Origin of the sequence: Vibrio sp. K4, from assembly GCF_051122595.1 — a bacterium.
In the GTDB taxonomy this organism is placed as follows: Bacteria; Pseudomonadota; Gammaproteobacteria; order Enterobacterales; family Vibrionaceae; genus Vibrio; species Vibrio owensii.
On the sequence record NZ_CP178578.1, the window covers coordinates 2,352,016 to 2,368,862 of the forward strand.

Here is a 16,847-nt window from a genome sequence, read left to right on the forward strand (position 1 = left end):
TTGGCTGGGACTGACCCAGCCTGCGTCTGTACTGCGAACGGTTAATCATCCCCACTGCTTTGAATACTGAAGTTAAATTTCGTCAGTTTGTTTGGTGTGATCCGGCGTACTTTCGGGTTCTCACTGACCACCCTCATGCCTGTCGGTAGCGAGTCTGTGTCGACTTTGACCAAGAACTGCTTACCTTTTTTATTCAACACCCACTGATCTGGAACGTGGTATCGACCATATTGGTCTGTCTCGATGATGATGCCTTCGACCGTTAATAGTCGAACACCCGGGATACCGTCTTCGTAAAGTCCTTTGTTCTCTACGATGATTTCCCATAAGTACATATCACCATCTCGGTAGAGGTTTCTCACCACGTCGATGTTCTCTGCCGACAGACCTTTTTTCTTATCTCCTTTGTGCTTGGTAATCGCGTTACCTTGCTTATCGAACTCGATGTGCGTGCCGTTATCCGTTGTCACCTTGAACGGGAAACCTTGGCGAGTTCGTGTATTAAACTGGAACACCACTTTGTTGCTGTGTTCGAGGGTACGGTTACGAGATAGACCGAACAGCTCATCGACTTCATAACCTTTATCTACACTCGACATCACGACTTCTTGGCCTTTGTGCTTCACCTTCACATCTTTCAGTTGGGTTTCAACACCATCTTGAGTAATGAAGGTCGACCCCGGTACGTAGTCGCCCGCGGCAAGGTCGACATCGATGTAAATGTCATCTGCCGTTGCGTCCGCTTGGAAGCCGTCACCGTTGTGATCTTCAAACACCTTGCCGATGATCGAAGCGGTGTCGAATACCTTATCTGGCATGACTTCGACCGTTGCACTGGCGAGGTTCGACTTCACAACGTAATTGGTCGTGGTGTTTTGTGCCGAGAAGCTTTCTGCCGGTGGCGCTTCGGCCCATGCTGTGTTGGTGTAAACGCCAAAGGTAGCACCGACGCTTACACGCATTAGGTAACGGATACGAACAGCATCAGCGGTTTTCGAATCGCCCTTGCCGTAAATATTCATGTCGCCGACTTCGAAGAACAATTGATTGGTCTTCGTTGGTTCTACGGTGATTTGGATGTCATCTGAGGTATCAAATACGCCATCAGGACCACTGTTGACCATCTCTGTCGAGTCTGGGATGTAAGCAAAGCCGCCCGGATAGCGGTCAACCAAACGTACACCAGTGAATGGGTTGTCGTTTTCATTGGTAATCACGACTTCGTACTCGACAACTTCACCGACGCTCGCCTCTGACTTGCTCGCTACCTTGGTCACTTTCAGCATGCCTTCGTTGTAAGCTTGCTTCTTAACCTTAATCGTGACGTTGGCGGACGCGACTTCACCTGTCGATGCTTTCGCGGTAAAGACGTTCGTGAAGTTGTCATCAATGCCTTGGTTGATTTCACCCGTTACTACGATTTCGTATTCATTACCTTGGTACGCCTTCATAGTGTGGTTTGAATCGACGTTGCTATCTGAATCGACAGAAACCACCACTCCAGACTTAAGCTCAGTGATGGTCGCTTTCCATGTGGTGAACAATGGATTGCCGTTGTTACCAATGAGCTTATCGATTTCATCCAACAGGTTGACGCTTTCTGCATCCGCAGAGCCTCGGTTGGTCGCCGTCATCGTGAAGGTAATTTCATCGTCGTCGTTGGTGTATTCCGCTTTATCTGCCACCTTGGTCACCGACAAAATGATCGGCAATGGTTTGATAGTTGCGAAGTCATCCGCCAGAACATCGCTTTCTGACTTGTCGTAGGCATACGCGTGATTGGTGATTTCTCCCATCGCATCCGCGTTGACAACACCTGTGATTTCAATGTCCAATTTATCGTTTGGCGCAATAATCACACGGCTATTCACATCCAAATTGTCACCTTGAATCTGTGGTAACACGATGGTGCGTTCGTCACTGTATGAACTTGTCATACTCCAACTAGTAAACGCTGGCGCTTCGGTGTCGTGAATCGTATTCACCTTCAACTCTGAGATAAGGTCCTTAAGCACTATCTCTTCGGTAAACGATCCAGATTCATTACTTAACACCACGTGGTAAGTGACGTTTTCACCCGGACGGTAATACTCATCATCGACAGTTTTCTCTAGCTTGACCGATTCTGGCATCGCCAATAGCATCGCTGTTGCTTCTTGTGTTTCACCACGGAACAACGCACTTGCCGTGTTCTCAATCTCGCCCGTTGCGTATTGATTTACCAAGCCAGTAATGACGAACTCCACCTCATCATTCGCTGCAATGGTCAGCGTTGAATCGATGTCCGTATTTACGCTTGGAATATTGGTAATGTCAGTATCGGAACTGCCCTTGTTAACTTCGATACGCCACGAATCGAACGCTTTGACTGTCGTGCCATCTAAGCGAACCACTTCAAGCTCACTAATGGCATCTTTCACCTCGACGTCTGTTGCTGGCACCGTACCTTCATTCTTCACTTTGACTCGGAACGTCGCTTCTTTGCCCGGAATGTAGAATTCAGTGTCAGCGGTTTTCTCGATAGAGATACCTTGCGATTGAGGCTGAATAGTCGCGCTCGATTGTTGTGTGGTGCCATTCAAATCAGCGGTGGCCGTGTTGGTAATTTCACTCGCCGCTAATGGGTTGGTTTTCGCAGTAATGGTGAACTCAACAATGTCATGCGGCGCGATATCGATCACTGAACGAATGTCTTGGTTATCGATAGGCATTGGCGTGATCGTAGTGCGGCTGTCACTGTTGGTTGTTTCAATCGTCCAGCTTTCAAACGCTCGCTCATTAACCCCGTAGATGTTGGTCGCTTTGATACCCGATAGAATGTCATCCAATTTAATGTCGTTATCGAAACCATCGGTACCGTTGTAAACACGAACATGGAAAACCGCTTCCTCACCCGGAATGTAAATTGGTGATTCTGCTGTTTTCTCAATCCAAACTTCTTCAGGTAAGGTTTCTAACGTTGCTGTTGCATCGGTGGTCGCACCACCGAACTCAGCTGTCGCGGTGTTAACGATGTTAGCCACCGCACTGCTGTTGACTGTACCTGTGATGGCAAATTCAACCGTGTCGCCAGGCGCGATATCAAGGTTGGTAGAAATGTCACCGTTTGGTCCTGGTACCGTTTCGATATTGGTGCGTGGGTCGCCTTTAGTGGTCACGATGGTCCAATCATTCAATGCAGGCTCCATTGCTCCACCCGAGGTTTCCACTTCGAGTGAAGAAATGATGTCCTCGACTTTTACATCGGCCGCAAAGCCAGAACCGTTGTTGGTCACTTTGACGCGGAATGTAGAGAACTCTCCCGGCTGGTAGTAACGCTCATCGGTGGTTTTCTCTAGAATGATATCGCCCGGACGCGGTTTCAACGTTGCCGTTGCCGTCACGTCTTTACTGTTGTGATTCAACGTTGCGGTGTTAACAATGTCGCCCGTCGCTTCTGTATTGACTAGACCAATAACGTAAAGGGTGATGGTGTCGTTCGGTGCGAGGTCGATGTTGTAGTCAATATCCTTATCGACAACGAGTGAGTTAGCATCGACTGTGGTCAGTGAGCTGCCCGTAACATACTGAACCGCCCATTGTAGGAAGGCTTGGTTCGCTGAGCCATCAATGGTGTTAACGGTTAGCGCACCAATTTCATCTTTTAGGTTGATGTCATTCGCGTAGCTGTTGCCTTCGTTGACGATTTTCAGGATGTAACCTGCCGCTTGGTTAGGGCTATAAAACTCTACCATTGGCTCTTTGGTGAAGGTTAAATCTGGGATCTTCGCTGTGCTGGTCGCTTCTGCAGTTTTAGTCGAACCGTTGTAGGTCACTTCAACTTGGTTGGTGACATCGCCCACCACTTCTGGGTCAAGTTCCCCTTCCGCAGTAATCGTCACCACATCATTTGGACCGATGTCCAAGCTGCCATCTAAAAACTCACCAGTGGACGATGGGAACTTAGTATCACCCGTCTGTGAAGATGCATTGAAGAAGATGGTGCCAGATTCAAACGCTTTTACTGTCGCGCCCGTAATACTGGTTGAAGTGATGTCGTTGACCAGATCTTTGATCGCCACATCACTCGCCCAGTTGGCTGTGGTGTTTTCGATCTTGATGGTATAAGTCAGCTTGTCACCTGATTCGTATTGGCTCTTATCAACCGTTTTATCGACCGTGAGATCAGCCGTTGCCGCCACGTAAGTCGCATCCGCAGTTTGCGAGCCGCTTGAATCGCTCACTTCCACTACGTTGGTGATATCACCAACAAGGTCCGCTTTTACAACACCTTCAACATGAAGTTTCACTGTGTGATCTGGGTGAATGTTGTAACGAATCTGATAACCATTGTCGCCAGTCACCTCAGAGCCAGCAACTGGTTGAGTCAGCGTTGGATCCGTACCATCAACACTCACAGATGTTGCTGACCAAGAATCAAACGCACGCACAGGTAATGTTGCGCCTGCTTTCTCTGCGCGTATCGTCTTCCAAAGGTCTGAAATCAACACATCGGTCGCATAACCTGTACCGGTATTTTTCACCTCAATGTCGTAACCAATGGTATCGCCCGGATGGTAAATCGCTGGGGTGATTGAGGTGACTTTAGTCACAGCAAGGCTTCCCGGCTCTGGGACGATAACTTTTTCTTTGAGGTTGTAGGTGAAGTACTTGGTTCCTGAATTCAGTTTGCCTTGTAGTTGGTTTGTAAACTCACCAACGGCATCATCACGAACATGACCAACGACTTCGATTAGGATTTCACTTTCTGCACCGCCATCAACTTTACCATTCATTTTCACGGTAACATCGATGTCAGTATTGGCTGCGATAGATTGAAGCGGTGTAATGTCACGGAAGCCAGAAGCGTTACCGTCGCTCACTACACTTGCTGTTACTGTCCAATCTTTTAGTGCTGTCTGTTCAGAGCCATCAGCAACTTCAACCTTGTACGTCGAGATCAAATCTCGAACATCAATTTCTTCGTTAAGTAGCGTTTCATTTCGAATACGCATTTCATAACGAACCTCGGAACCCGGTGTGTAAGTTGGTGTGCTGGTTGACTTCTCTGCCGTTAAGCTTGAAGTACCCGGATCCAACACAATCGCATTACTATCAACATCATTCACTTTTGCAATATTTGTGATTGTGCCAGACGCATCCGCCGCTACCGTGCCGTCAATCTCAAACACAACCGTATCACCCGGCATCAAGTCGAACGCTGCATTCAGTGGCACGGTTCCTTGGTAGTTACCCGTAATAGAGAATCGGTCTGGATCGGGCGCACTTACGATTGCAACACTGTAGTCTTGGAATGCAGCCTTACCATCTGATGTATTAATGGTGTTTAGCTCATCAACGATAGTCGCGCCATTGGTAATACTGTCGCCCACGTTGGTCACACTAACTTGATACTGAACTTGGCCGTTCGGGTTGTAGTGACAATCTGTACCCGTCGTTGATGGGAAAGTACATGTGCCGCTGTCTGCGGTTGTACTCAGCACTGACTTCTCGAAGTTCAGTACGGGCACAACTGGTGGAATTACATCTGTTGTATCACTTTGATTGCCAGCTTTACCCGTGTTGCCATCGATATCACCAAGTGCATCTGGGCGAACTTTACCGGTAACTGTAAACTCAATGACTTCTTCCGGGGCAATATCGACTAACAGGTCAAGATCATCAGTCGCATCATAAGATTCGATGTAAGTGTCTTGTGTTCCCGTTGTACCTGTTGAAGTAAAGGCATGAGAGATGTTTGTCTCTGAGAACGCAGATTTCGTCGTCCCGCCAATCACCTCAACGCGAACGTTAGAGACGATATCTTGGATAACGGTTTGGTCTCGCCACACCGGTTCGGTGTTGGTCACCGTGAATTTGTAGATGACCTCATCTTCTGGTTTGTAGGTGTCACCGGATACATAAGATTTGCCATCGATAGAGACAATTTCTTTGCTCACCGACAGGTTACTACCCTCTGGCGTGACTTTCGCAGAATTGAAATTGCTACCGTTGTATTTCGGAGTCGCAACAATCTGGTCGAGCGCGTCTTGGCGGATTTGAGACTCCATGACAAAGTCAATCCAACCACCCGGCGCAATTGAAAGTACAGGAATATCGATGTCTGCATTTGCGCCGCCAATATAGCCATCAATTAGCGTCGTCGCTTCACCCGAGGTAGTCGCGGTCACGGTCCAACCATATTGACCAAATGCCTGTAGCGTTTGTGAGTCAGATTCACCTGCTGCGTTTTGCGCGACACGTACCTTGACGTTTGAGAACAACTCTTTCAGTGATTTGTTGTACTCCAAACCTTTACCATTGTTCTCAATGCGCAAGTGGTAAACGATCTTTTCGCCGTCTGTCGTATGGTTGTATGTCGTCTTGTGTGTTGCCAATGATGTATCTGTGTACGCTTTATGCGACTTAGCGATTTTAACCGGCAGCATGTTCACAGGTTCTGACGGTAAATTATGACTGTTGTCTACCACCGCAACGTTGAGAATTTGGCCAACAGCTTTCTCACTGATTTTCGCTTTGATGGTGTAAGTAACAAAGGTTCCACCTGTGGCGAATCCGTTTGCGGCTAAGTTGAACTTAGTGTCGATATCGCTGTTATTGCTGACAGAGCCTGCATCACTGATGCCACTCGAATCGGTACTGGTCACAATGGTCCATGAATCAAACGCACGACCTTTACCGCTTCCATCGAAGTAATCAGTCTGGATTTTGCTGATTTCATCCTTGATTGGCATCTCATTGATGTGAACGTTGTTCAGGTTCTTCAGCGAGATTTCATACTCGATGTAACCACCTGGCGTGTAGCCACCGCTTAACTCGGTAGTGCCATCCTGATCGTAGATTTTGGTGACATGTTTAGAGAAGTCGTACTTCTCAGCAGACGCTTTGGTCTCCGCACTCACGGTATCACCATCGACAGTAAGCAAGTTCAAGATCTCACCGACGGCGTTGTTGTTCACCTTAGCTGTGACAACGTATTCAATGGTTGTGCCTTTAGGGATGGATGCATGAGTATCGATGTCTGCGTTATCAGCAATCTTGCCATCCAGATCGAGAATAGCCGAGGAGCTACCACTGACGATCCTTGGAACGACCGTCCAACCCGAGTCAAACGCTTTACCGCTTGTGCCATCGACAAGATCGACCATGATATTGGACAGTCGGTCGATAACAGGAATGTTGTATGCGTTGCCCTTACCATCGTTTTCGATCGTTAAGCGGTAAACCAAAGGTTGTCCCGGTTCATAGCTTGATTGATCGACCGTCTTGGAGAATGCCAGATGGTAGCTGTTCGGAATAACCGTGATGCCACCAATGGTGATTGTGCCAGTCGCGTCTTCTCGCACCACACCAACAACTTCAAAGGTAACAGAGTCTTTTCCTGCGACATCGATCGTTGTGTTGATGTCTTGATTATCCGCAACGGTGCCATCTAACGTGCCATCGGTTGTACCGTCGCCACCATTTGAATCATCCTTCGAAACATCTACTGTGAAACCTTTATCAAATGGCGTCGCTAAAGATCCATCCAAAAGCTGAGTCGTCACTCCGGTAATGTTTTCGCTTACTGCGTGGTCATTGACATAACCAGTTTGAGAAGAAACCGTCACTTGGTAGGTAAGCGTATCTCCCGGAGAGTAGAATTTTGATTCCACGCCATTAACCAGTAGCTTTCTAACTAAATCACCACCATTGTATGCGCGCTCCATCTCGTGATGAGAAACGTGTGATTCTTCAGTCACTTGGCCAAAGCCACGGTAGACGTAGGCGTCATTCTCAATTTTGTCATTTAAGTTACCCATTGAATCCTGAGAACCAATGACATTGTCTTTAACACGAGCTTTAATCTTGAACGTACGCAATTCGCCCGCTGCAAGTGTCATCGTGTTCGATGCATCGCCCGGTGGGTAGATAAAATCTTCGGTAGTTTGAGATTGAAAACCGCCACCGTCATCGAAATCAAACTGCCAGTATTCGAAAGGAGATTGATCTGGGTAGTTTTCATATTGGTTGTCTTTGTCATTCGCCAAAACAGAGCGAATGTCTGTCAGTAAATCAACGACCTTAAGACCATTTTCGACATTCGCGCCATTGTTCAAGACACGAATTTCATAAGTGACGTCATCGCCAGGAATGAAACGAACTTTGTCCGCCGTTTTCAGAATAGAAACGTTAAGAGAATCCCCCGACGTACCACCAATTTCAGCAGAAGAAGATTGGTTTAAGTTCGTCGATGGGTCATAGATCTCTGCGGTATTAGAAATCTCATCTTCTACGTAGTCATTTTTAACTGTAGCGTTAATGGTATAGGTGACATAACCTTCTGAACCATTGACCTTAGGATCTATATCGATGTAACTATTGATGTTACCGTTGCTAGGGAAACCTGACTTTTCACCTTCGTAACTACCTGTTTTAAATGGTGAATTATTCGAGTCTGTCGACGCTGTAATTGTCCAATCTGAGAACGCATTTAAGCCGAGGATATCATCCGTAACATGCACTTCGTTGGCATAGCCTGGACCAGTATTGACGATTGTAACTTTAAACGTCACCTTATCGCCGGGCTTAAAATCATCGTTTGGCGTTGTTTTGGCAACAATAACTTTCGGATCATGAGGGTAAACCACTACCGTGTCCGAAGCTGAGTTTTGAATGCTTGAATCAGGCGTTTTAATTTCTGCCGTGTTATCAAATCGAGAGTAAATGATCTCGTTTTCATTTGAGCGATCGATTTGTGCCACGATGGTGTAAAGTACTTCAACGTTTGGCGGGATCTGTGCTGTAGTGTCTAGATCTGTGTTATCGCTAAAAGTACCGACATCTGTATAAGCAGGGTTGCCATCAAGTTGAGGATCATCCGAGATGATCTCAGCACTGATCGTCCACGACTTGAAGACTTGTTTTGACGTCGTGTCTGGTTCCAATATCTTCGCGGTGATCGAAGATAAGGCGTCTTTTACCGCCACATTTGTCGCATAACCATTTTCTTTGTCGTTCTTCAGGCTGATTTGGTAAGTGACCTCAGTATCCAGCTTAGAGTAAGCCGTCTGCTCACCATGAAAACCTGAGTCAGTATTGGTCTTAACGCGTTTGTTTAGCTCAATCGCAAAATCACGAGGATCAGAACCACGGTCTGCGTAAACAGAGCCATCCACTGTGACTTCGTTTGAGATATGACCATTTGCAATTGGGTTAGTGTCAGCAACGATGGTGTATTCGATATAGGAGTGAGGTTGAAGCGTTGCGATAACATTTAAGTTGTCAGGGTGTTTAACTTCTCCAGTAATCCCCGTATTTGAAGCAGTTGCTGGTGTGCCATCGTCTTTAAACGCTTCAGCGGTGATCGTCCAATCCGAATAAGCATTGATTTCTTTGCCGTTGATATCGGTTGTTTTTACTGAGTTCAGGTCATCTAGCACCTGAACTTGGTTTGCAAAACCATCACCATCGTTCGTCACTGTAATGGTGTAAGTAAGAGTCTGGCCTGAAGAGTAAAAGCGACTGTCTACATCTTTACTTGCACGCAAGTTGTCATCTGGTGTTTGAACACCTGAACCTTCTTCAGTGACGTTATCGTTAGAACAACTTGGATCGTCATCAAGAATGAGACCTGTGCTGGTATCATTGGTTTTCGCAGTCAGCTTGTACTTGATGGTTTTACCTGGAGCGATATCTGGGGTTAGCGAAAGTGGGCTCGACGTCCAAGTGCCGTAGCTAAAGGTGCCAGGGTCCGAGCCAATCGAATCCTCACCCGAAATAACCTCAACTTTCCACTGCTCAAAAGCTTGGCCATCCCCTGCGCCACCCGCTTGCTCAGTCTTAACACATGTTAGGTTATCTTGGACTAACAGGTTGTTGGCAAAGTATTTTGATGAGCCATTTGTAACGGTAATTTCGTACTCAATTTCACCACCTGGTACATATTCGGATGCAGAAGTGGTCTTAGAAATAGAGATATCAGAATCCGTCACACTCAACACTTTTTCAGCATCAACCGTATCCGAAATACTGGAGCTTTTGACCAAAGAGCCTGAGTCATCCGTTACAGAAGCAGTAAAGCCTTGCAAGGTACCAATCGTGATTGGGGTAAGGGTTGCTTTAATTTGGTAGGTGATCGACTCGCCCGGATAGATAGAAACGGTATCGTCAAAATTGACATCCGTTTGTGCGCTGCCTTGGTAGTCAGAAAGTGAGTTACTGCCAATGCTTGAAACCGTGATATCCCAAGTCGTGAAGGGGTTACCATCCACATCGGTGTTGTTGTAAGAAGGGGATAAATTGTTAGCTAAACCATTGCGGCTAACTAGGTCTTTAATGTTTTGTTTTACATGATAATTATGAGCAATCGCGCCACCGTTGTTACTCACCTTCAATTCAAAATCCACCTCACCATTAATCAGATATGGCGACGTTGAGTTGAGCGTGTGTTCCAGTGCAATTTCAGGATCAGATGGAGGCGTTGATAGCGGGTTGCCGTCGACCGTACCAGCACGAGTCGTGGAGCTTGCTTGGGTATCAATATCGGAGACTAAGTCCGCAGCAACCGTCGCTTTGATGGTGTAAGTAATGTAACCACCAACAGAGATCTCCGCATCGGTGACTGACAAATCTCCGGTTGTTGCAAAGGTACCCGCATCGCTCCCCGATGAAGCCACGGCACTAATGGTCACGCTGCTAAATGCATTCCCTGTTGTGCCATCTAACTTTTGTCCTGTTAAAGACGCAAACTCTTGCTCAATATCTAATCCTTTAACCGCATAAGCACCGTTATTGGTTGCCGTTAAAGAATAAGTCAGTGTGCCGCCAACATCGTATTCGGTCGGGCTAACGTATTCTTCGAGAAGATAATCATATTCAGCCGGAGGGAAAGTAATTGTATCTGGGTTAGTAAAAGTCGTCTCTGTGCCGGAAACCGTTCCTTTTACTTCGGTGTTGCCAAGAACAATATCTTCAGCAGCATCATCAGCAACCGTCGCTTCAATTTGGTAAGTAATACGCCCTAGCGGTAATAAGTTTGCGCCGGTCACATTCAGGTTGCTATTGCTAGAGGAGTAAGTACCTGCATTCGTACCTAGCGTGTGAGTATCAGTAATCTTGACACTACTGAACGCCCTATTCGAACCAGACATCACATCCCAAATGGCATTCGTTACGGAGACATCACTGATCATGCTGATCGTCGTATTTCGAACTTCAATCGAGTATGTAATGACCTGTCCATTTTCGTAAGGCAGACCGAATGTTGGATTAAAGGATATTTCTATTTCCCCTGCAGCTAATGCTTTGAAAGGAAGCAAAAACATCAGCAAAAACAAGGCTAGATAACGTTGAACAATTGGCACAATACTTTTCCGACTCATATAAAATATTAATTATTCAGATATTTATGACTAAGCTAGCAATAGCGTCAAAAACTAGGCGCCGAGATATTGGCGACAGAAGAATTAACATTGTCACGTTTCTGTCATTTTTTATTCGGCATCCGTTAAAACTTTTTGGCTGTCAGTTCTGGTTCAGATTTGCGACAGATTCGAGCTGCGCAGAGGTAATAAATTCACCAAATGTTTCACACCAAATAATAACGGTCGTGTAGTTGTCTAAAGGCAGATCTTGAGGAAGAGTGACCATAAAACGGTCAAATGTTTTCACGTCACCCACATTAATCATTTGCGGCTTCAATCGATTGAAATCAGCTTCCGTTTCAACGAATGTTGGAGAGAGGTAAACTTTATAATCGGGGCCAGGAGCTAACTCACCTTGGAACGCAATGGTGTCCTCAGTTAACCAGATCTCCCCTTCTCCCCAGTGCAGGAAATCACTGTCAGTTCGGTTGCGATCAAAGGAACCTTGATACAGCACTCCTTCAGTGGAATTAGAGATGACGGAAACATCTGGGGAATCCGGTTGAATAAGAATAGGTAGAGCGTAAATTCCCGCAGCAAAACCAGCCAAAACACATAAAGTGTGGCTTACAAGCAACAAAATCCATTTCATAGTTATATACCTAGCTTTAGCTAACACGACGTCACTAATAAAGTTAGTCTATAAATCTCGCTAAATCAGGGTATTACCCAGAACTCAGAAAATTCCTATATGTTTTTCAGATCAATATCACAATTCTCGTTATCATATTGCGATTCTCGATACTTAAATTGAATAATTGTCATTCAGATAAGTGCAACTCATGGAAATACAAATGAAAATAATTTGTGCTAAGTGCAAAGCGGTTTTATTTCATCTAGCGTACATTTGCCAGCGTTTGAGAAAGTAGGAAAGGAGGAGAAAATAGAGTGGAAATAAGGAATAAAGGTAAAAAAGCCAGCCTTTATTGGTTCAATCCTAGGCTGGCTTTTTTAATTATTGTTTAGGTTGGATAGTTGGCTGCTCTATCGAACCTTCTTTGAATACGATGAAGGCTCGGCGGTTAAGAGCATTGGCTTCTTTCGAGCGTTCATTGATAACCGGTTGTAGCTCACCAAACGATTTCACTTCCCATAAGAATTGCGATGGGTCGATCTTGGTTTTCAGATACTTCACCACTTCAGATGCTCGGCGCTGTGCCAACTTCTCGTTGTATGACAACGAACCAATTTGGTCAGTGTGTCCCGCAACGAGAATACTGCCCTGCAAACCTTGTAGCTTATCAGTGAAGCTGTCTAATTTGGCTAAGTCTTCCGGCTTCAGTTCAGACTTGTCGAAATCGAAGTGCGGTGTCATCGCCATGTAGATTTTACGATCCGGTTTTGGTGGCTCACAAAATGGCATTTCTTCATATTTTTGCGCCTCTTCGAACACCACAAAAGCACGGCGGTTTTCAGCACGATCTTCATCGGTTTTACCTAGCGCTAATGGCTGCGTTTCACCAAAATACTTCACTTCCCAGTCATAATGGTCTGGGTCGAGTTTTTCTTTCAGGAAGCTCTCCACTGATTGAGCACGGCGCAGTGACAAGGCTTCGTTGTATTCCAGTGAGCCTTTGTAATCGGTATGGCCAACAATGGTAATTCGACCACTCAAGCCTTCGATTTCATGCACGAAGGCATTCAAACTCGTCGCATCTACGTCTCGAATGTTGTACTTATCAAAAGCAAAGTGCTCTGCCACAGCAATGTGAATTTCTCGCTCTGGCGCTAAACACTCGCTGATTAAGAATTTCGATACGTCCAAGTCGGTAAACTTGTCTCGGTTCTCTTGGCTTACGTAAGTATCAGTGGCGCAACCTGCGACAAGCAGCGTGCCCACTACCCCACCAAGAAGACGAAGGGTTATTTTCATAAATTCCTCTCACTCATTCACAGATGGGGTTATAACTTACCAACCAAGTTGATGAATACGCCTTGTGCGTCGTAGTCATCATCGTTGGTTAAGTCACTATCAAAGGCAGAAAAGTTGTAACCAATACCGACTTTGAAGTTGTTACCGATGTGCTTGTTCACTGACACCAAGGCACCATGCTCTAACTCATCATTTAAGGTGTCCGTTTTCCAGTGGTATTCACCAGTGACGTCCCACTCTTTCATCACTCGGTAAGAAGCACTTAAGCCATACAAGTCAATGTCACTTTTGACGATTTCGTTCTTACCGGATTCACGCGCAAAGACTTCTTCTTTGTCTTTGTGTGCGTATTTCGCGCCGACATCCCAGTTTTCATCGATGCTGTAAATCGCTTCGACTTCGATGATTTGACTGGTTTCGTCTTGGTAATCCACATCACGGTCTAGTTGGTCATAATCCGCAATGTAGGTATAACGGCTCAATAAGTTCAGACGGTCGTTGTAGATTGGACGGTATGCTAATCCACCGGTTGCTTCGACAAAGCGCGCCATGGTCTCACCTGTAGTTTGACTCTCAGTGATCGAGTAGTTGTACTTACCAAACAAGGTGTGCTCTTCCGTTAAGCGATGCGTGTAACTGTTGGTCGTCACGATCTGCTCCAGCTCTCGCTGTGCGACATCGGGATCGTCTTCGTTCTTGTCGACACGGTATTCCAGTTTGTGACTCAAGTTGATGTCATCCAAATCGATTGACGCGTTCAAACTGACCGATTGTCGCTCGGTGATTTGGTTTTCATCGTCTTCGATTTCACCTTGTTGATAACCAATGCCCATTTCGACATCGTCCGTCACGTCATAACCAAATCCGTAGGAATCGATACGGCCGTGGCCATCGTTTTCATCGACAAATTGGTTCTCTTGGTAGAAATCCACACTTGAAGTCAGGTCAGCACGTTGGCCGACAATCACGTTGTTTTCACCTTCGTAGTTGTCATCCACGTAAGTGACATAGGTAGAGTGGTCGTCAGAGACATCATACGTCACCGTCGCTTCGGCAATTTCGCCACGATCACCAGTGGTGTACTCACCGCCCAGAGATAAGTCTTCCAACACGCGGAACTCAGCCCCCACAGAAACGCTGTCATTATCGTCGTAGTCGTCCGATTGGTTCATGGTGGTTTGGCCTTTGACATACACGCTGTTGTCGCTGTCCCACATGTAATCCAAACGTAAACCCGCCAAGGTTGCGTTACTTTGCTCATCGGCTTGGTTGAGCTCATCCACCTGTTGGCCTGCTGCCGATAGCTTGATGTGCTGAGTCAGTTTGAATTGGGTTTCTAGCTCAATGGTCTCAGAATCTGTTTTCAGATTGCCATCCATGTCACGCTCTTCGTTGGCAGAAAAACGCGATAATACAGCAATACGGTCAGTGGCTTGCAGACGCAATTCCGCTCCATACGCTTCTTGCTCAAGGTCGTCACTGCTGCTCGCATAGCTGTAACCGGCGTCTTTGTCTTTGTACCAAAGTTTGACGTCGTTACCGACCGCACCAAAGATGCTCGGCGCCAAGTCATACAAGTTCGCAACGGCTGTCACTTGAATGCTGTCACCTTCGCGGTCTTCTAGGCTGTCACCAATTGGCGTAAAGGTTAAACCACCATCGTACGAGACAAAGTTCGACTCGGTTTGTCGGCCTTCACTGTGAGCGAATTCCGCTTTGATGAACGTTCCTTCCGTTGCGCGAAGCGTTAAATCAGAGCTGTAAACTTGGTAGTTTTGGTTGTCTTTCTCTTCCGTCGCGTAGGTGACGCCAAGGCCGATGTAGTCATTCACCCAGCCTTTCACACGGCCGCCGTAAGACATCGCATCCAGTGAGTCAGAGCCTTGTGGTACGTATTCGTAGTCCACAACCAGATAGTTTTCGTAATCGTCGTTACCTTCAATCACGCTGCCAAAGCTATCAGACATGATGTTGTCTAGCGGCTTGGTCAGGATAATTCGGCCTTGGTATGGGTCGAATTCATAGTCACGCCCCGGCTCTAGTGGCACTTCGTTTTGCGTTAAGCCGCTTTCATCCACGACCCTAACGTAAACCTTGTCACTGCCTGGTACTGCTTCGCCGTGACGCAAGAAGTAAAGCGAGCCACCTGTACCCAAAAATTCATCGTGTGCGTACAGGGAATCTGCTTCTGCTGCAAAACCAACGATGTTCAATCGGTCTTCACCGTACTGAGTTGTATCGCGAGTACGGTAGTCCGCTTTAAAGCCATATAAGCTACGGTTGTAATCGCTGGTTTCTGTGCCTGTAACACCCGTGTTGTAGTTACCCCACAAGTACTGCGACTTGTCGTATTCTACATTTAGGTAGACTTTGCCCTTGGTATTGACCACTTTCTCGATGTTCGAGCTGTCGCCATAGTTGCCGTAGTACAACTCGTCATCGTCTTCCAGAATGTCAAACACGTCTGAATCTTCCGATGCAAACGGGTGCTTAAACATGTCTTTGAGTTCACTTTCTTTGGTATCAAAGTGGGTAGTAATACGCAGCTTGTCACCAAACTTACCTTGGCCAAAGTACGCCAAACGACCTTGGTTGTAGATGTCGTTTTGGTATTGATCATCAACGCCAAGCGCTGCACTGTTGCCTGATACGTTGTTCTTACCGATGTACAAATCCGCTAAACCGGTTTGAGCATAGTAAGTGTCTGGGATACGCACGTAGAGTTGGTAACGGCGCTCATCGCCATTATCAAACACGACTTTGGTTGGGAATACGTACGCGTCGGTAGGTAGGTACTGCTCTGCGTATAAGTTGCCATCTTCAACGTCGAATTCGTCTTCGCCAATGATGACTTTATCAACGCCTTTAAGGCCGGTACCAATAAACTTCGCCAGACCTGCGTCGGTCGGAATGTTGTGACGCATCAACTTAGCTTGGCCATAGCTGCGGCCTTTGCCTTCTTCGTCTTCGTTGTCGTTTCGGTCGATGTCCACTTCTGCATCCGGACGAACGAGATCCGTCACACCTACAGTAGTGACATCCATATTGCCGTCTTTGTCCCATGCTTTTAGTCGGAACAACAGCTGGCCACCAACATCAAACTGGTAGTCTACATCTGTGGCACCGTTCCAGTTGATGTCAAAATCGTTGGCCAACTTATCGCCTTCTAGAACAGCAATCGGCTCGGACAAACCAAAGTCGCCCACACGATAAACTTCAAGTTGGTATTTTTTGATGTAGTAGCTGTAGTTAGTGGTAATGGTGAAACCAACGCTATCGCGCAGCGTACCCTCTTCCACTTCTAGCTCATCACTGACGCTCACATCCAGCACAGGGTCAAATCGCGTGATATCACGACTCGCCCAAATTGCGCCTTGGTCTAAATAAATACGCGATGCGTCGTCTTCTTGTTTTGGTGTTTCGACCGCGATGTCAGTGGTCTCTGACTCGAGTTTTTCTAGTTTGCTGGTATCAGCTGCCATGCCCATCATCGGCATGGCAGAAATAATACAGGTAGCTAAACGAGACTTGCTAAATACTTTCATACAAATTCCAGATACTGCTCCAAT

4 protein-coding genes are annotated in these 16,847 nt (G+C 46.5%); all 4 read right to left on the reverse strand.

The features are described from left to right. Positions 1–41: 41 nt before the first annotated feature. The 4 genes from ACLIIY_RS28035 to ACLIIY_RS28050 all read right to left on the reverse strand — a co-directional run bounded on the left by ACLIIY_RS28035 (position 42) and on the right by ACLIIY_RS28050 (position 16,823). Positions 42–11,363 carry a hypothetical protein gene (locus tag ACLIIY_RS28035; RefSeq protein WP_434528975.1) on the reverse strand — a complete coding sequence of 3,774 codons (11,322 nt, stop codon included), beginning with the start codon at positions 11,361–11,363 and terminating at the stop codon, positions 42–44. Between the two features lie 142 nt (positions 11,364–11,505). Next, complete coding sequence (locus tag ACLIIY_RS28040; protein ID WP_009704910.1) at positions 11,506–11,997, reverse strand: DM13 domain-containing protein; 492 nt, start codon at positions 11,995–11,997, stop codon at positions 11,506–11,508. Positions 11,998–12,360: 363 nt separating this feature from the next. After that, positions 12,361–13,278, reverse strand: coding sequence for an OmpA family protein (locus ACLIIY_RS28045; RefSeq protein WP_434528976.1), 918 nt, complete (start codon positions 13,276–13,278; stop codon positions 12,361–12,363). Positions 13,279–13,307: 29 nt separating this feature from the next. Further along, a complete protein-coding gene (locus ACLIIY_RS28050; RefSeq protein ID WP_434528977.1) occupies positions 13,308–16,823 on the reverse strand; it encodes a hypothetical protein in 3,516 nt (1,171 codons plus the stop codon). Positions 16,824–16,847 lie beyond the last annotated feature (24 nt).